Annotated in this window: 19 protein-coding genes; 10 read left to right on the forward strand and 9 right to left on the reverse strand. The window is 54.9% G+C overall.

The window, feature by feature from the left end; all coding sequences use genetic code 11:
- Positions 1 to 192: 192 nt before the first annotated feature.
- Positions 193 to 1,029, forward strand: a complete 837-nt coding sequence (locus IT971_RS16435) for a DUF2189 domain-containing protein (protein ID WP_007089683.1) — start codon at positions 193 to 195, stop codon at positions 1,027 to 1,029.
- A gap of 180 nt (positions 1,030 to 1,209) precedes the next feature.
- Positions 1,210 to 1,590 (forward strand): hypothetical protein, encoded by a 381-nt coding sequence (locus IT971_RS16440; protein ID WP_063092593.1) that lies wholly within the window; start codon positions 1,210 to 1,212, stop codon positions 1,588 to 1,590.
- 154 nt (positions 1,591 to 1,744) lie between these two features.
- Here the strand turns inward: IT971_RS16440 and IT971_RS16445 are convergent, their stop codons facing one another.
- Entirely contained in the window at positions 1,745 to 1,984 is a 240-nt protein-coding gene (locus IT971_RS16445; RefSeq protein ID WP_063092592.1) for a hypothetical protein, read from the reverse strand.
- Between the two features lie 159 nt (positions 1,985 to 2,143).
- Between IT971_RS16445 and IT971_RS16450 the strand changes: the two genes are divergently transcribed.
- Positions 2,144 to 2,878 carry a Crp/Fnr family transcriptional regulator gene (locus IT971_RS16450; RefSeq protein ID WP_063092591.1) on the forward strand — a complete coding sequence of 245 codons (735 nt, stop codon included), beginning with the start codon at positions 2,144 to 2,146 and terminating at the stop codon, positions 2,876 to 2,878.
- A 36-nt stretch (positions 2,879 to 2,914) separates the two neighbouring features.
- Here IT971_RS16450 and IT971_RS16455 read toward each other — a convergent pair whose 3' ends face one another.
- From IT971_RS16455 to IT971_RS22595, 4 genes are all read right to left on the reverse strand, one after another.
- Complete coding sequence (locus tag IT971_RS16455) at positions 2,915 to 3,133, reverse strand: hypothetical protein (protein WP_063092590.1); 219 nt, start codon at positions 3,131 to 3,133, stop codon at positions 2,915 to 2,917.
- A gap of 131 nt (positions 3,134 to 3,264) precedes the next feature.
- Positions 3,265 to 3,645, reverse strand: a complete 381-nt coding sequence (locus IT971_RS16460) for a hypothetical protein (RefSeq protein WP_063092589.1) — start codon at positions 3,643 to 3,645, stop codon at positions 3,265 to 3,267.
- Positions 3,646 to 3,761: 116 nt separating this feature from the next.
- On the reverse strand, positions 3,762 to 3,959 hold the full coding sequence (locus IT971_RS16465) for a hypothetical protein (RefSeq protein WP_007089689.1): 198 nt from the start codon (positions 3,957 to 3,959) through the stop codon (positions 3,762 to 3,764).
- A gap of 211 nt (positions 3,960 to 4,170) precedes the next feature.
- Positions 4,171 to 4,404, reverse strand: coding sequence for a DUF3309 family protein (locus tag IT971_RS22595; protein ID WP_063092588.1), 234 nt, complete (start codon positions 4,402 to 4,404; stop codon positions 4,171 to 4,173).
- A 360-nt stretch (positions 4,405 to 4,764) separates the two neighbouring features.
- On the opposite strand from IT971_RS22595, the gene IT971_RS16475 reads away from it, so the two are divergent.
- Positions 4,765 to 5,130: a hypothetical protein gene (locus IT971_RS16475; protein WP_063092587.1), complete on the forward strand. Its 366-nt coding sequence runs from the start codon at positions 4,765 to 4,767 to the stop codon at positions 5,128 to 5,130.
- Positions 5,131 to 5,247: 117 nt separating this feature from the next.
- On the opposite strand, the gene IT971_RS16480 is transcribed toward IT971_RS16475, so the two are convergent.
- Positions 5,248 to 6,159: a DMT family transporter gene (locus IT971_RS16480; RefSeq protein WP_063092586.1), complete on the reverse strand. Its 912-nt coding sequence runs from the start codon at positions 6,157 to 6,159 to the stop codon at positions 5,248 to 5,250.
- Between the two features lie 166 nt (positions 6,160 to 6,325).
- Here IT971_RS16480 and IT971_RS16485 point away from each other — a divergent pair, with 166 nt between their 5' ends.
- Positions 6,326 to 7,234: a LysR family transcriptional regulator gene (locus tag IT971_RS16485; protein ID WP_063092585.1), complete on the forward strand. Its 909-nt coding sequence runs from the start codon at positions 6,326 to 6,328 to the stop codon at positions 7,232 to 7,234.
- Positions 7,231 to 8,316, forward strand: coding sequence for a lipid A deacylase LpxR family protein (locus IT971_RS16490; RefSeq protein ID WP_063092584.1), 1,086 nt, complete (start codon positions 7,231 to 7,233; stop codon positions 8,314 to 8,316). Before IT971_RS16485 ends, IT971_RS16490 begins: the two co-directional genes overlap by 4 nt.
- Before the next feature lie 78 nt (positions 8,317 to 8,394).
- Here IT971_RS16490 and IT971_RS16495 read toward each other — a convergent pair whose 3' ends face one another.
- Positions 8,395 to 9,798, reverse strand: coding sequence for an FAD-binding oxidoreductase (locus IT971_RS16495; RefSeq protein WP_063092583.1), 1,404 nt, complete (start codon positions 9,796 to 9,798; stop codon positions 8,395 to 8,397).
- A gap of 197 nt (positions 9,799 to 9,995) precedes the next feature.
- Positions 9,996 to 10,952, reverse strand: a complete 957-nt coding sequence (choX, locus tag IT971_RS16500) for a choline ABC transporter substrate-binding protein (RefSeq protein ID WP_223304849.1) — start codon at positions 10,950 to 10,952, stop codon at positions 9,996 to 9,998.
- A 259-nt stretch (positions 10,953 to 11,211) separates the two neighbouring features.
- On the opposite strand from choX, the gene IT971_RS16505 reads away from it, so the two are divergent.
- Positions 11,212 to 12,111, forward strand: coding sequence for a LysR substrate-binding domain-containing protein (locus IT971_RS16505; RefSeq protein ID WP_063092581.1), 900 nt, complete (start codon positions 11,212 to 11,214; stop codon positions 12,109 to 12,111).
- On the opposite strand, the gene IT971_RS16510 is transcribed toward IT971_RS16505, so the two are convergent.
- Positions 12,108 to 12,815, reverse strand: coding sequence for a TIGR00266 family protein (locus IT971_RS16510; protein ID WP_063092580.1), 708 nt, complete (start codon positions 12,813 to 12,815; stop codon positions 12,108 to 12,110). The genes IT971_RS16505 and IT971_RS16510 overlap by 4 nt on opposite strands.
- Before the next feature lie 185 nt (positions 12,816 to 13,000).
- Between IT971_RS16510 and IT971_RS16515 the strand changes: the two genes are divergently transcribed.
- From IT971_RS16515 to IT971_RS16525, 3 genes are all read left to right on the forward strand, one after another.
- Complete coding sequence (locus IT971_RS16515) at positions 13,001 to 14,422, forward strand: branched-chain amino acid ABC transporter permease (RefSeq protein ID WP_063092579.1); 1,422 nt, start codon at positions 13,001 to 13,003, stop codon at positions 14,420 to 14,422.
- A gap of 91 nt (positions 14,423 to 14,513) precedes the next feature.
- Positions 14,514 to 15,512 carry a sensor domain-containing diguanylate cyclase gene (locus tag IT971_RS16520; RefSeq protein WP_063092578.1) on the forward strand — a complete coding sequence of 333 codons (999 nt, stop codon included), beginning with the start codon at positions 14,514 to 14,516 and terminating at the stop codon, positions 15,510 to 15,512.
- Between the two features lie 233 nt (positions 15,513 to 15,745).
- Positions 15,746 to 16,222 (forward strand): GNAT family N-acetyltransferase, encoded by a 477-nt coding sequence (locus IT971_RS16525; protein ID WP_063092577.1) that lies wholly within the window; start codon positions 15,746 to 15,748, stop codon positions 16,220 to 16,222.
- The last annotated feature ends 22 nt before the right edge of the window (positions 16,223 to 16,244 follow it).

Below are 16,244 nucleotides of genomic sequence, written 5' to 3' on the forward strand. Positions count from 1 at the left end.
AATCAAGCATCCCCTATGGAAAACCGCCCCCGCACCCTCATATGAAAAACCTGTGCTATTGAACACAGCCGATACTGGCAATTGTTTTGCGAAGTGATACTATAAACAAAAAAGAACACACCATCAGGGCGTTGAGCCTGTGTATCAGCCACCTTGATCAATTCTGATCAACAGGGTGCAGGGAGGATGCAGATGTCCGAAACCACAATCGAACAACCAACAGGTTCCATCGGCGGGCTTCCGCAAGGCATTGCCATCCGCGATGTCACAAGTGACCAGTCCGGCAAATGGCTTGAAGCAGGCTGGCGCGATTTCAAACGTACCCCGGCCATCGGCCTTGCCTATGGCGGGCTTTGCGTCATTGCCGGTTATCTTATTTTACTAAGCCTGTTCCAATCGGGTCAGCCCTATCTGACCCTGCCGCTGGGTGCCGGTTTCATGCTTCTGGCACCGGTGATTGCCGTTGGCCTTTATGAAACCAGCCGCCGCCTTGAAATGGGTGAAAATGTCACCCTGTGGCACAGCCTGAACGGTTTCCGGCGCAATCCCGGTCAGCTTGGCGCGATTGGCGTCGTCCTGATGCTGTTCTTTCTGGCCTGGACGCGCATTGCCATGCTGTTATTTGCGCTGTTCTACAATGGCTCGGTCCCGTCACTTGATGTGCTGGTATGGGAAACCTTCTTCTCACGCGATGCCATCACCTTCCTGATTACCGGCACCATCCTTGGCGGTGTGCTGGCGATGATGGTGTTTGCCATTACGGTCGTCTCGATCCCGCTTCTGGTGGATCGTGATATCGATGTGATTACCGCCCTGATCATAAGTGTTGCGGCGTTTCGCAAAAACTGGCGGGTCCTGACCGGGTGGGCAGCCATGATTGCGGTCATGGCGGCGTGTGGCATGGTGGTCTTCCTGCTGGGTCTTGCGGTCATGATGCCGCTTCTGGGCTATTCAAGCTGGCATGCCTATCGCGGCCTGATAGACACTGAAAAGGCCGAAGCCCGACGCCTGCGGCGTGTGGTACCATAACACCCGCCAAATAGCATTTCACATCGGCGCAAGGATGCCTGAAACCAGCCTTGCGCCTTTGTTTTTGCCAAAAGAAACCCGGCAAAACTAACCCGTGTTAGCCAACCCGGATACCCCATGTGCTAAACCTTTCGATAGCTTGGCGGAAGTTCCGTCGAGCCTTGTTTAAGGCACACGCGCATGACACAGAAAACTGTCGAAGCCGACAAAACGGCCACCTCAATTCCCGCGCCCCTTCTCGAAGTTTTTAACGGACCGCTTGCATCGACGGTTAAAAACAATTCCGAAGCCATCGCCAATAGCATGCAGGTCGTTCCTGCAAAGCTTGGGGAATTTGTCGCAGGCCGGATCAAGGCCAATGTACAGCTTTACCAGACGTGTCAGGAATGCACGGATTGGTCGGACCTGATGGATGCGCAGCAAACCTGGCTAAAAGACACCAATGCCGCATTCGCCGATCAGACCAATACCATTATCGCGATGACCCAGTCCCTTTTTGGCCAGATCGAGGTCCCCAAAGGCACCCCGGAAACAAAAGCTTCCGATAAAGCGCACAAATAAGATCTGACAACATTGACGACCTTCAATGTCACAGACATCGAAACACATCACGAAAAAGGGCGGGATTTTGCGCGATGCAGAATCTCCGCCCCTTCATGTCGGGATATTGAATAATTCCGCCTGAAAAGCATTTGCCGAAAACCGTTACGCCCGACTAAGCGGGATGCCGTACCGAATTGCCACCTTTGATGATTGCTTTGATCAGATCATGAACGGCCTGATGATGATTGTTCACTTCCCCCCCGGGTTCGCCGGTGACATGCGCGCTGGCCGCATCTTCAAGAATACCGATAACATCCTTGTCCGTCATCAGCCCCATATCTCCCAGACAAAGCAAGAGAGACTCACAAATCGAAAGGGCAGCAGCACCTTGAACGCTGTATTGATCATCCATTTTATTTATCCTTTAAATAATCTTGAATTTATCGCATCTATGTTGCGAAATATGACCAAAAGATTTATCATCATGTTTCACAACTGGCGTAAACACAGATCAGGATTTTGAAAATATTGGCATAATAATTTTTATTATTTTGTCAGGAAAGAAGAACACATGATTTCGTCTACAAAATTTGTTGTTAAAAAGCTGAAATCTTTCATCGATCTGACCGATAATGAAATTTCTACATTTTCTTCGCTACCACACAGATTGATCACACTTTCCGCCGGGCGCGAAATTGTTCACGAAGGACAGCGGGCGCACAATGCCTTTATCCTGCTTGATGGCTGGGTCGCGTCTTACAAACTGCTGCCCGATGGCACGCGCCAGATCATCGATTTTCAAATTCCTGGCGACTTCCTCGGCCTGCGCAGCCTGTTGCTGCGCACCTCGGATCACAGCTTCGAAGCGATAACCGAAATCACAGTCGCCGAAATATCAGCCCAGAACATGATATCCACCTTCGCGAAATCCCCCCGTCTGGCAAGTGCCATTCTCTGGGCGGCGTCGCGTGATGAGGCAATGGTTGTCGAACATCTGGTAAATATCGGCCGACGGTCCGCGATTGTGCGCACGGCCCACTTCCTGCTGGAATTGGGGACCAGATTGAATCTGATCGGGGTCGGCACCCCAAACAGCTACCCCTGTCCGCTGTCACAATACCTTCTGGCCGATGCCTTGGGCCTAAGTGCGATCCATATCAATCGTGTACTGCGCCAATTGCGCGAACAGGATCTGATGACCTTCCAAAAGGGGATCGTGCATTTCAAAAATCTTGAAAAGCTGATCGCCCTTGCCGATTTTCAGGTCGGCTACCTTGATCAGGACGAGCCCATCATCCGGCATTGATACCGGCCATATCGAGCATTGATCGCCCCCGTGCGATCAAAAAACCTTGCCTGCCATCCACGCATCGACATCCTTTGTCGCCTGTTCTTCGGACAGGCTGGCGCGGACTTTGATCATATTGCAAAACTGCCCCTTGGTCCGGATCGTCGAAAGATCATAATGCGTCAGGAATTTCCAATGCTTCTGCGCATCCCTGAGGTAACCCTTTTTGCGGGCAACAGCTTCGGCTGTTTCGTCACCCTGGAAACCAAACATTTACACTCTCCTGTTTGTGATATTATTGAATTTCAAAATGAAATGGATAATCCAAATCAACCGGGCAAACCGGGCGATATCGCCCGGCCCGTTGATCAGATCAAAATGCCTTGGTCGCAGATATCGGAATGTCAGCGAATAACCATCGCAAAGGGTGATCTGGCAGATGAAACCCGGCTTGCACGGTGTATTTCGCCCAGCAAGTTCAATTCCTGTTCGGAAATATCGGCATCAAGAAGGGCCAGTTCTTCTTCCGCGATCTCGTCCATCATCAACGCAAGATCAAGTTCTTCAAGACTGACCAGGATTGAAAGCCGCGCCGCATCAGAAGCCGGCGTCCCATTGATATGCAAAAGCGACAGGACCGGTTGATAGGTGACGAAACTATCGCCCTCCGCCAGCTCTTCGTATGTCTCCACACAATATGTACCGGCTGGCAGATTTCGTGTACGGCCTGTCAAATTGAACGGATGCCTGAAACGGTAAACATTGCTGATCGTGCGGACACTCATGGAAGCCTCCTGTGTACTCAGGTGAAATCCTGCTGTTGCGTCATGGCCTGTTTGAAAAAAACCACCCCGACGAAACGCCGGGATGGAAGATGTCAATAGGGGTAGGACATCAAAGTTCAGTTCAAAGCTTTGGTCGCTGCGTCGAGCGATTTGATACATTCAGGATCGTTTTTGGCCTTTTGGGCCGTTTCGGCAGCCTGATAATGCTTCAACGCCGCTTCTTTTTTCGGACCGGAAGGTGCCTTGTCCCAGGCAGCCTTGACAGTCTTCATTTTCTCGGCAGCGGACTGCCCTGAACTCTGTTGTTCTTTCATAGCCATTGACCTTAAGTCTTGATTTCATGAGGGCAAAATAGGGGGACTTGTCTTGAGAATCGGGGGTCCGACTGTGGGCGACAAGTATTGCCCTGAAAAAACCGAATTTGAATAACTGAACATTCAGCATTCATGATGACTTTTAACCGAAATTCCAAAGCACAGAACTAACCTGTGTTTGCTTAGGCCAAAATTTTATATCGCCATTACATTAGAAAAACACCTGAACATCATTTGTGAATGAAACACCAATGATGACAACAATCAATACAAGCATGATCGAACAGGGAAAATAGCCCCACCTGCGGCTAAAGGACCAGATTGGCATGGTCACGACAAATATCGATCCCAAAATCATCAGTATCAGGAATGTAAGCGACATGATGCCCTCATTCAATCGAGTGGCCGCCAAGATAAAGAACCTATCCAAACGGAAAAAATTCATTCTTTCATGATTATACAAATTTGAAACCCGTGCACTGATCTGTGTTTATTCATCCATTAAAAAACAAAAATAGAACATTCGATAAAATAATCGGATCAGCGTACAATAATATTCAAAACAAAATGAAACATGTGAAATGAAATGAAAACATCTTCGAACAGGATACTTCACATATCCACGGCACAATCAGACTTTCCGCTTGAAGGCTGTCCGTTCAGCACACCGGTTCCCTTGCCAAAAAAAGAACCGGACGAAGGATATCCGCTGCGCTCGTAAAATGATTTTGCCCTCCCCGCCGAATGTCCCGCGCACCATCGGACAGGGTCATTGCCGGGGCCACCGCAAATGGAGCCTCATGCCATGACGACCATCAGAACAATCCAGAAAACATACGCCTTCCACCACCCTTTCCACCTGAAAGGCTTCGATCACAGCTTCCCGGCGGGCTCGTACAATGTTGAAACCGAAGAAGAAATGCTCGAAGGGCTGTCTTTCGTTTCCTACAAACGAACCGGAACCACACTGCATATGATCCGCACGGCAACCACCATCATTGAACCAAAAATATTCAATATCGACCCGCGCGATTTCGACCTTGCCGTGCTTCGTGATCGCCATCAATGCGCCGAAGAAACCGGATTGTCAGACGCGCCATCGATGATGTCGCGCGTCGACAAGCTGGCAATCGAAAGAGGCGAAAACGAAGGCATGACGCCCCGTAAATAGGGACACAACGGCACGATCAGCCCCACCGCCAGATACCCCGAAATACAAACCACCGCCCGGCGATACGGGCGGTGATTTTCTTTGCTCAAGGGCGTGTTCAAAGCAGGCATCGATACCCTAACTGGTTGTCGATGCCCGACGATCCGATGGGCGTGCGGGCCGCACAAGGAACGTCCCCGCCACCACACAAGCCAGTGTCACGATCAGTTCCGGCCGCAATGTTTCCCCCAGAAGCAACGTGCCCCCCGCAAGACTGGTCAGGGCCATGACATAGCCGATCTGGCTGAGGAATACCGGGCCCGCAACGCGCTGCAATTCGAAATGGCAGATATACATCATGCTGGCGACCGCCATCTGCACCCCGATGATCAGCCACGCCATGCCATTGCCGAAATCGGGCACATGCAACTGATCACGACCGGTTTCGAACCCAAGACACAGGATCGCACTGGCCATCATCATCCCCGACGCCAGCGTCAGCGGCGACGCCCCCGCGGGCCATGCCACGGTCCGGTAAACATTGCCAATCGCCAGACTGACCGGGATCAGGGCCGCAATCAGCAGGTAAACCAGAAGGGTGCTATCGGGTGCACTGATCTGCGGCACATACAAAAACAGCACACCGCAAAAACCGACCATCAACCCCATCAGGCGCTTGAATTGCGCGGTTTCAATCCCGATCCCCATCGAAATCAGGTATGTCATCAGCGGCGGCAGGGCGGTAAACACACCGGCCATCGACGCCCCGATATAGGGCACCATGAAATAACCAAGCCCCATCGGGATCGCGAGACTGACCAGACCGGCGACAAAATAATACCGGATATATCCGGCCCGCAGCGGCGGCAAACCACCCCGCCCGACCGACAATATCGCCAGTATCAACCCGGCACCAAGGCACTGCCAGAACAGATAGGAAAGGGCGGGAATGCCTTCCTGTGCCGCAACCTTTGACAGCAGGATCGAACTGCCGCCCATCGTTCCGGAACCAATCAGCAATAAAACAGGTTTGAGCCAGGTGGCGCTCATGGTCGTGATCCTTCTTCGGGCCTGCGCGGATATGTGGGGCGCGCAGGCAATTTCAATTTTGGTGAAACTAACACAACATTACCAGTCGATCTTGCCGCTATTTGATCGTAGTTTATTTCCAGTATGGAAATTATAGGGTTATTTGACCGGAATACGGGGAACTGGAATGGACCGTCTGCGCGCACTGGAATGTTTTCGTAAAATCGCCGAACGCGGCACATTTGCCGCCGCCGCCCGCGAACTCAACATGACACCCGGCTCGATGACAAAACATATCAACGCGCTTGAAGATCAGCTTGGCGTGCAGTTGATCGCGCGGACCACGCGCCGCATGAGCCTGACCGAAGCCGGCGAAACCTATCTCGCGCGGATTACCGGCATCCTTGATGACATGACCGATGCGGATGAAACCGTGCGCGATCTTAACGACGGGCCGCGCGGACGGGTGCGTATCGCCGCCCCCATGTCGTTTGGCATTCGGCAACTGTCCCCGATGATTGCCGAAATGATCGATGCCTATCCCGAACTGACCATAGAACTTGAACTCAATGACAAGGTCGTCGATCTGGTGGACGAAGGGTTCGATATTGCCCTTCGGGTCAGTGAATCGCTGCCCAATTCAAGCCTTATTGCCCGGCGATTATGCGGCTATTCCAGAGTCTTATGCGCAAGCCCCGCCTATATCGCCAAATCACCCCCGCTAACCCGGCCAGAGGATCTGTTGCACCACAACTGCTTTGTTTACACCAATGACAGCCGCCCGGGTTTCTGGACCTTCGTTGATGGTCAACATGAACGCAGCATTCAGGTCAAAGGCCGCTTTTATGTCAACAGCAGCCTTGCGAAGCGTGACGCACTGCTGCAAGGTTGCGGCATCACGCTGACACCGCGTCTGGTTGTCGACGATTTACTGCAAGATGGCAGGCTTGTCAGTCTTCTGGATGATTTCGCCCCGCGCGAGCTGGGCCTTTATGCTATATGTGCACCGCAACGTCATAAACTGCGTAAAATCAGAACCGTGATCGATTTCATGGTGCGAAAATTGCGCGTCAATAATGATCAGAGCATTCGATGACATCGCCCAAAACCATTTCGAAACATCTTCTGGCATCGCTGCCCGTCCTTGGTGTTCTGACCATGGCAAACATCGCCCATGCCCAGCAAAACACCGCATCCGGTCCGCAATCGACCCGCACCCCCGATGATAAATGGGGGGTGTCGCTATCGGTTGAAAACGATCTGTTCACCAAAAACAATCAGGACCAGCATTACACCAACGGTGTCCGGCTTGCCTTCGTCTCCCCCGAAGACAGTGCGCCCGAACCGGTCCTGACCGCAGCCAAGGCCGTGCCGTTTTTCGCCTCGAACGGTCGTATCCGCACCAGCTACGCCATCGGGCAAAGCATGTTTACGCCAAACGACATCTCGATTGCCGAAAACCAGCCCGATGACCGCCCGTGGGCCGGCTTGCTGTATGGCAGTGTCGGGCTTCTGTCCGATACCGGATTGCAACGCGACGACGACAGCAACTATTCGCGGATCGACACCCTTGAACTGACCCTTGGCGTTGTCGGCCCCGCATCCTTTGCCGACAATACCCAGAAAGTCGTTCACGAGATGATCGACAGCCCCGACCCCAAAGGCTGGGACAACCAGATCCACAACGAACCGATCGTCAATCTGGCTTATGAACGCAAATACCGAAGCTGGTTCGAAGGCGATGTTCTCGGTCTTGAATATGACGCCACCCCGCATGCCGGTTTCATGCTGGGCAATGCCTATACCAATGCTGAGCTTGGCACCATGTTCCGGCTGGGCTTTGACCTGCCGGGCGATTACGGCCCGCCGCGCATCCGCCCCAGCCTGCCGGGTTCGGATTTCTTTGTCCCCGACACACGCGGCTTCCCCGTCAGCGGCTATCTGTTTGCCGGGGCTGCGGGTCGCTGGGTGCTGCGTGACATCACCCTTGATGGCAACACGTTCCGCGACAGCAATTCCATCGACAAGGAACCGCTGGTTGGCGATCTGCAAATCGGCTTTGCCGTCATTGTCGGTCAGGCGCGCTTTACCTACACCCACGTCTATCGTACCGCCGAATTCGAAGGCCAGGACAAGGGCGATCAGTTCGGGTCGCTGTCCATGTCCGTCCGTTTCTGATCCGATAGCCGATATTACCGCACAAAAAACGGGGCCGCTTTGGCCCCGTTTTGCATTCATCTGACAGGTCGGGCGCTCTCAAAGCCCCGGAATAAGCTTGCCCGGGTTCATCAATCCCTTGGGATCAATCGCCGATTTGATCGCGCGCATCAGGGCAATCGTATCGGGGCCATGTTCGGCTTCCATGAAATCAAGCTTGCCGTAACCGATGCCATGTTCGCCGGTGCATGTCCCGCCCAGTTTAAGCGCACGTTCGACCATGCGATCATGCAGGCGTTTGGCTTCGGCCATCTGTGCCGGATCTTCGGGGTCCAGCAGGATCAGGGTATGGAAATTGCCATCACCCACATGGCCGACAGTCGTGCAGGTCAGCGGGCTGGCATCGCAATCGGCCCGCGTTTCGCGGATCGCCTCGGCCAGTTTCGAAATCGGCACGCAAACATCGGTCGGCATCCCGGCCTTGCCCGGTTCAAGCTGAAGCGACGCATAATAGGCCTTGTGGCGTGCGGCCCACAATTTGTTGCGGTCTTCCTGACGGGTCGCCCACTGGAATGCCTCGGCACCAAATTCTTCGGCAACCGACTGAACAAATTCCGCCTGTTCCTTCACACCCGCTTCGGTGCCATGGAATTCGAAAAACAGGGTCGGCGCTTCCTTGTGATCGGTCTTGGAATAATTGTTGATCGCGCGGATTTGCATCTCGTCCAGAAACTCGATGCGCGCCACCGGAATACCGGCCTGAATGGTCAGGATCGTGGTATCAACCGCCGCATCAACCGACGGAAATGCGCAAACGGCTGCCGACATCGCTTCGGGGATGCCATACAGCTTCAAGGCGATTTCGGTAATCACGCCAAGTGTCCCTTCCGACCCGACAAACAGGCGTGTCAGGTCATAACCCGCCGATGATTTGCGTGCCCGGTTGGCGGTCTTGATGATCTTGCCATCCGGTGTCACCACCGTCAGGTTCAGGACATTGTCGCGCATGGTGCCATAACGCACCGCATTGGTGCCCGATGCGCGGGTGGCCGTCATGCCCCCGATGGAGGCATTCGCCCCCGGATCAATCGGGAAAAACAGACCGGTATCGCGCAGATGATCGTTAAGCTGTTCGCGCGTCACCCCGGCCTGAACCCGGCAATCAAGGTCCTCGTTATTGACCTCAAGGATCGCATCCATCCGCGAAAGATCAATACAAATCCCGCCGCGAAGGGCCGCGACATGCCCCTCAAGCGACGATCCGGTGCCAAACGGCACGATCGGCACGTTATGTTCGGCGCAAAGTGTCACCACCTTCGCGACTTCTTCGGTCGAGGTGGCAAACACCACCGCATCGGGCGGGGACGCCGCGTGCCAGCTTTCATCCTTGCCATGCTGTTCAAGAACGGCGGCAGCAGTCGACAGGCGATCCCCCAGCATGTCGCGCAAGCTCGCGATCAGGCTTTCCGGGGTTTCAATGCGGTCATATTGACGATGGGACATGACGTTCCTCTTGGTCTTTGGTGGCAGCCTGCCGCTATCACGCGGTAGCAAACGGGGCGCATGCCCGGCAGGTCAAAATCTGGCCCCAGCCTAATCCGATACATTCAAAATTGGTATTACCTTTTGCCGCGAAATGCAAAAAACCGCCCGTAACGTCACGGGCGGTTTTGCAAATCCGGTCACGATATCCGCCTGTCTCAGACGCCAAGCGCATCCTTGACCGCGGCCAGTCCGTCGCCGCCATCCTTGGTGGTCACCCCCTCAAGCCACGCATCAAGAACCGACGGATCTTCTTTCAGAAGCTTGGTCGCGGCATCATTGGGTGCCATGCCATCATTGATGATCAGCCCCATCATGGTGTTTTCCATATCAAGGGTGAAGCTGACATTATCAAGCAACTTGCCAACATTCGGGCAGGCCTTGGCAAAGTCGCCACGCACCAGCGTATAGACATCCGCCCCGCCGTAATTCGGGCCGAAATAATCATCCCCACCTTCAAGATAGGTCAGATCGAACTGGTTGTTCATCGGATGCGGTGCCCATGCCAGGAACACGATCCAGTCCTTGCCGCGCTCAAGGCGCTTGGCCTGTGCCAGCATCGCCTGCTCGCTGCTTTCGACAAGTTCCCAGCCCTCAAGACCGAAATCACCGGCATCGATCATTTTCTGGATCAGCTGATTGGCCGGTGCACCCGGTTCGATCCCGTAAATCTTGTGATCAAACTCTTCGCCATGTGCGCCCAGATCGGCAAAGCTTTTGATGCCCTCGACGGCAACATATTCCGGCACGGCAAGCGTGAATTTCGCCCCCTTCAGGTTCACACCAAGGTTCTCAATCCCGCCTTTTTTCTCGGCCGCATCGACAAATTTCTGCTGGGCGGGCATCCAGTTGCCCTGAAACACGTCAACTTCCCCGGCACCAAGCATTTCAAAGGTCACCGGCACGGAAATGGTTTCAACCTTCTGCTCGTAACCAAGTGCTTCAAGAATCACACCGGTCAAGGCATTGGTCGATGTGATATCGGTCCATTGCGGATCGGAAAACACCACCGTATCGCATTCCTGCGCATGGGCCGCGCCCGTCATGGCAATGCCGCCCAGAATAATGGCCGTTGCCCCCGCCGCCATCATTCCCCGTCGTCCCGCAAAACTCATGAAATTCTCCTGACTTTTATAATTGGTTTTCGATCCACGCCACCGCGCAGTTGATCCATCTGCACTTGATCCACCCGCACCTGGTCCACCGGCACTTGCTCCAAACGCCGGATCACACAGCAAGTTCCGCGATCTGCCCTTGGCATTCACAGAAATGATAGGTATCGCCGTCATGAATGGATGTCGCCAATTCTTGCCTATCGGAATTCCTGTGTGAAGGCCGCTTGCATCGATCATTGGTATCAATATAATTCATATCATGAAATTCCATCACATCCCCTCGCCGCATGCCCTGATCGCGTTCGAAGCCGCCGCCCGCTGCGCAAGCTTCACAGCCGCCGCGCGCGAACTGGGTGTGGGCCAACCCGCCGTAAGCCATCAGATCACCGCCCTTGAAGAACAGCTTGGCCATCCGCTGTTTCGCCGCAAACATCGCGGCGTGTCGCTGACCCGTGCCGGGCAGGAACTGTTTGACTGCATTTCGGTCGCATTCGGGCAGATCGACCGCACGGTGGAACGCATCAAAACAAGGCGCTCGGCCCGGCTCAGTGTCGGCACCGATTTTGCCTTTGCCTCCTTTATCCTGATGCCGCATCTGCCGGAATTCATCGCCCGCCACCCCGATATCGAGGTCAATGTCGTCACCAATCAGACCGGGCGTTTTACCGCCGACCAGAATATCGATATCGAAATATCGTTTGATCATCACCGCCCCGAAGACGTGATGCTGATCCCCGAACAGGTCACACCGGTGTGCAGCCCCACCCTGCTTGAGGCCCGCGGCCACCCGAAAAACATCGCCGATCTGCGCCATTATCCGCTGATCCATCTCGATGATGAAATCGATCATCGCTGGTTTAACTGGGAAAGCTGGCTGCGCACTGCCGGGGTTCGGGAAACCGGGCGGCTTTACGGCCACCGGTTCAACACCTATCTGCTCGTCCTTTCGGCCACCCTGTCCGGGCAGGGTGTGGCCCTCGGCTGGACCGCCCTTTTGCAGCAGCACCTGAAAACCGGGCAGCTTGTCACCCTTGGCGATGTGACACTGGGGTCAGACCGCGGATATGTCCTGTCCTGCCGGTCAAACACCCACCGGCAGGAACAGATCAATGCCTTTCTGCGCTGGATGCGCGAACTGGTTGCGCAAACCGCCACCTAACCCTTGTTGCGATCCTTTGGCAGGGCTGCGGCAATCCGGTCGGCCAGCCTTGCAAACGGCAATGTCTGCAACCACACCGTTCCCGGCCCTTCCAGGGTCGTGACAAAAAGCCCCTCTCCACCAAAAAGCGCATTGGTAAAACCGCCAATGAATTTGATCGAATAATCAACCGATGGCGTCATCGCCACCAGCGCCCCGGTATCAACGCGCAATGTCTGGCCTGCCTGCAAATCCTTGCGGATGATGGTGCCGCCGGCATGCACAAATGCCAGCCCGTCACCACGCAACCGCTGAAGGATAAAGCCCTCGCCACCAAATAATCCCGCGCCAAGTTTCTTGGAAAAGGCGATATCGATATCAATGCCCGATGCCGCGCATAAAAACGCATCCTTCTGGCAAATGATCTCCCCGCCCAGTTCCGGCAAATTCATCGGCACCACCTTGCCCGGATAGGGGGCGGCAAAGGCGACATGCCCCTTGCCCGATCCTTCATGCACGAAACTGGTGATAAAGAACCCCTCGCCGGTCAGCATCCGCTTGAAGCCGGAAAAAATCCCGCCGCCCGTGCCGGTCTGCATGGCAATGCCGTCCGACATATACATCATCGCCCCGGCTTCGGCGCGCACCCCCTCGCCCGGATCAAGTTCGATCTCGACAAGTTGCATTTCCTCGCCATGGATTTTGTAGTCGATCACGTCTGCCATTCGGGCGTCTCCATCTTCGGGCTTTGGTTAAATCTTCGTCATTGATCAAGTTCAGCATGACCGCCCCCTGATCGCAACCAAAAGGGGCAAAATTTCGTCCCCTGCCATCACACCAACACCATGCACTTGTAAAAACAGCCAAATCGCACGAGGATAAGCTGATCAAGGGCAAGCCGGAGCAACCGGTGAACACCAGATCAGGGTCAAGGCATCTTCGTCGCGTTTTCTGGCTGCTGCCACTTCTGGCCGCAATCCTGTCGTCCTGCGCGCCCCGCGATCCCTATCAGTTCAATATCTGCCGCCTTGCCCTGCCGGGGATCGAGGATGAAGACAGACAGATCCGCCTTGTCACCCGGTTTGACGAAACCTCTGACGGCAATCAGATCACCCTGCGTTACCAGTTGCTCGAACCGGGTGAAATCCCGCTGCCCTCCACCGAAACGCACGCCATTACGTGTCATTTCGAAGCAGCGACCAAACCCAACACGCCAACCAACCTTTATGCGATTGAAACAACCCGCCTTGGCCCGGTGTCAGACGCGCATATGGCCCTGCTGAAACGGTTCTGGATTGACCGGGTCGGGCGCACCGCACTCGAAAGCTATATCGATCCTGAAAGCCACGGCCTGCGCGCCGATGTGCCCGATATCGGCCTGCCTGCGGCCTATGCCATCCAATTGGTGCTAAGCGGCCTGTCGCGCGGGGCGATTTACGGGTTGCTGGCCCTGTCCTTTACCCTGATCTATGGCCTGATCGGGCGGATCAATCTTGCCTTTGGCGAGGTCGTGATGACCGCTGCCCTTGGCACCATCATCACAAGCCTGTGGATTTCAGGCATGGTTGGCTGGCTGATCCCGGTGATGGTGGTGGGATCGGTCGCAATGGCGGCCTTTATCGGATCGGGGTTAAGTCACCTGACATGGCGCAATGTGTTCGGGCCGCTGGGTCGAAAGGCAGCAGGCGGACGGGCGGTGATTGTCGCATCACTTGGCTGTGTGCTGGTCATTCAGGAATTTATCCGGATTGTCATATCCGCGCGCAATTTCAATCTGCCGCCGATCTGGCAGTTTTCCGTGCCCCTTCTGCGCGGTGATCATTTCGTCGTCCGCCTGCACGGGTTCGATATGCTCGCCATTGGCGGGGCGGTTCTGGTCGCGGGCGTTCTGGTCTGGATCATGGGCAAAACCGCCTTTGGCCGAAACTGGCGCGCGATCAGCCAGGATCGTCTGGGGGCCGCCCTTTGCGGGGTGTCGCTTTCGCGGACCGAATCCCAATCCTTTGTTCTGGCGGGATTTTTATGTGGTCTGACCGGTGCAATGCTGGCCCTTCGTTATGGTGTCATTAATTTTCACAGTGGTACGCTTTTCGGGTTCAAGGCACTGACTGCCGCCATCCTCGGGGGAATAGGACGGATGCGCGGGGCGTGGCTGGGCGGGTTATTGATCGGTTTGACCGAAACATTATGGTCGGGATATTTCGGCGGGGCCTATCGCGATGTGGCGGTTTTCGGGCTTCTGGCGGCAATCCTCGTGCTGCGCCCTCAGGGGATTTTGGGGATAAATGACAGACATGACAGCTTGTTCTCCGCACGAAACGGACAAATATAAAAGGAACGGACCCCTGAAACGTCTGGTCACGTCGCTTGGGGCGCAAAGACCGGAACCGTCAGGGAAATGGAGGGACCGGGGGCGTCAGGATATGGTGCAGTTCAAGACCCGCGACTGGCTTGTCGATGATGATGCCATCGCGCCGTCACTTGAAAAGTGGCAGCGTGCGGTCGATCTGATGACCGAACTTCTCGGTGCCAGTGCCGGTTTCATTGTCGAATATAATGACCGGCTGGGTTACCGCGCCGCCGTCACCAGCACCAATGACGCCAATCCCTATGCCGGATGCGACAGCACCGTCACCGGCCTTGACACCAACATTTTCTGCCGACAGGTCATCGCGCAGGGCGGCAGTTTTTACGAACCCGATGCCCGCGAAAAACCCGAATGGGCCGATAACCCGGAACTGACCGAGGACGGTTTCTGTTCCTATTTCGGGGTGCCGGTCACATGGTCGAACGGCACGATCTTTGGCACGATCTGCGTGTTTGACTGCAAACCCACCCAATATTCCGACACGCTGCAAAAACTGATCGAAACCATCCGCGACCTGATCGAAGCCGACCTTCGGCTCTATGAACAGTTCCAGATCATGCGCAGCATCTCGCTATCTGATCCTTTGACCGGGCTTAACAACCGCGCCGGGTTTGAAATGCTGGCCCAGCAGAAAATCCGCATCGCCAAACGCTATCACCATCATATCGGCCTGATCTTCATCGATCTCGATGACATGAAACACTGGAACGATGATTATGGCCATGCCGCAGGGGATGCCGCACTCAAGGCCGTGGGCGCGGCCATCACCGCCTCCATCCGCGAGGTCGATATCTGCGGGCGGATCGGCGGCGATGAATTTGCCATTCTGGGCTATGTGCGCAATCGCGGCGATCTGACCACCATCATCACCCGCATCCGCAATGTGTTGCAAACGACCAGAATTTCGGTACCGGGATCAAAAAAACCGATCCACGAAACCCCGAAAATAAGTGCCGGGGCCTCCGTCTTTTTCGAACCGGTCAAGGAAAGCCTCGAAGAAATGATGGATATGGCCGACCGGGAAATGTATCGCGACAAAAACCGCAAAAAATAAATCGCCTTTTTATCGTCCCTTGTGTGCCACATCACTGCACGCGACCTCAAAAAATGCGACTTTCACCCAAAGTTCAACCTGTGCTGTGGTGACATTCAGACACACCTTTGGTATGAGCCTCCCACGACAGTCAGGATCAGACTCAAAACGTGACAACAGCCCGAAAACCCGCATGTTCCGGGCACCGACTATCGCCTGAAAAGACGCAACAATAAAAAGACAACGAGCCACGAATGCAGATCCGCAAAGGCACGGCCAACGACCTCCCCTTCATCCGCGACCTTACCAAACGCGCTACCGATTCAACCTATTTCATCGAAGGCATGGGCGATGCCGCGACCGCGACGGTTGCCCGCTATGTCGATATGTCGACCGGTGTGTTTGAAAATGCGCTTTCAAGCGACAATCACGGCGTCATCGTCGCAACCCAGGGCGACGACCTGCTGGGCTATGTCATTGTCATACATGACAATCCCGAAATCGACTGGATCATGGTCGACCCGGCGGCACATGGGATGGGCGCGGGCAAGGCGCTGATGATCGCAGCCCTTGATGCGCTGGCCGAACGCAAACCGCATGCGACCGTCAGACTCTCCGTCGTCGCGCACAACGAACGCGCCAAGGCGTTCTACCGCAAATTCGGCTTCCTCGTCACCGGCCCGATCCCGGGGCGCGATATTCCGACCGTGGAGATGCAGCGGGCGGCGTGATAGCTGCCGCCTGAAGCAGCCG

The organism is Thalassospira sp. B30-1 (assembly GCF_015767575.1).
In the GTDB taxonomy this organism is placed as follows: Bacteria; Pseudomonadota; Alphaproteobacteria; order Rhodospirillales; family Thalassospiraceae; genus Thalassospira; species Thalassospira xiamenensis.

Coding starts and splice junctions, on each gene's coding strand:
- IT971_RS16435 (WP_007089683.1), top strand. CDS start 193: ATGTCCGAAACCACAATCGAACAACCAACAGGTTCCATCGGCGGGCTT.
- IT971_RS16440 (WP_063092593.1), top strand. CDS start 1,210: ATGACACAGAAAACTGTCGAAGCCGACAAAACGGCCACCTCAATTCCC.
- IT971_RS16445 (WP_063092592.1), bottom strand. CDS start 1,984: ATGGATGATCAATACAGCGTTCAAGGTGCTGCTGCCCTTTCGATTTGT.
- IT971_RS16450 (WP_063092591.1), top strand. CDS start 2,144: ATGATTTCGTCTACAAAATTTGTTGTTAAAAAGCTGAAATCTTTCATC.
- IT971_RS16455 (WP_063092590.1), bottom strand. CDS start 3,133: ATGTTTGGTTTCCAGGGTGACGAAACAGCCGAAGCTGTTGCCCGCAAA.
- IT971_RS16460 (WP_063092589.1), bottom strand. CDS start 3,645: ATGAGTGTCCGCACGATCAGCAATGTTTACCGTTTCAGGCATCCGTTC.
- IT971_RS16465 (WP_007089689.1), bottom strand. CDS start 3,959: ATGAAAGAACAACAGAGTTCAGGGCAGTCCGCTGCCGAGAAAATGAAG.
- IT971_RS22595 (WP_063092588.1), bottom strand. CDS start 4,404: ATGAATTTTTTCCGTTTGGATAGGTTCTTTATCTTGGCGGCCACTCGA.
- IT971_RS16475 (WP_063092587.1), top strand. CDS start 4,765: ATGACGACCATCAGAACAATCCAGAAAACATACGCCTTCCACCACCCT.
- IT971_RS16480 (WP_063092586.1), bottom strand. CDS start 6,159: ATGAGCGCCACCTGGCTCAAACCTGTTTTATTGCTGATTGGTTCCGGA.
- IT971_RS16485 (WP_063092585.1), top strand. CDS start 6,326: ATGGACCGTCTGCGCGCACTGGAATGTTTTCGTAAAATCGCCGAACGC.
- IT971_RS16490 (WP_063092584.1), top strand. CDS start 7,231: ATGACATCGCCCAAAACCATTTCGAAACATCTTCTGGCATCGCTGCCC.
- IT971_RS16495 (WP_063092583.1), bottom strand. CDS start 9,798: ATGTCCCATCGTCAATATGACCGCATTGAAACCCCGGAAAGCCTGATC.
- choX (WP_223304849.1), bottom strand. CDS start 10,952: ATGAGTTTTGCGGGACGACGGGGAATGATGGCGGCGGGGGCAACGGCC.
- IT971_RS16505 (WP_063092581.1), top strand. CDS start 11,212: ATGAAATTCCATCACATCCCCTCGCCGCATGCCCTGATCGCGTTCGAA.
- IT971_RS16510 (WP_063092580.1), bottom strand. CDS start 12,815: ATGGCAGACGTGATCGACTACAAAATCCATGGCGAGGAAATGCAACTT.
- IT971_RS16520 (WP_063092578.1), top strand. CDS start 14,514: ATGGTGCAGTTCAAGACCCGCGACTGGCTTGTCGATGATGATGCCATC.
- IT971_RS16525 (WP_063092577.1), top strand. CDS start 15,746: ATGCAGATCCGCAAAGGCACGGCCAACGACCTCCCCTTCATCCGCGAC.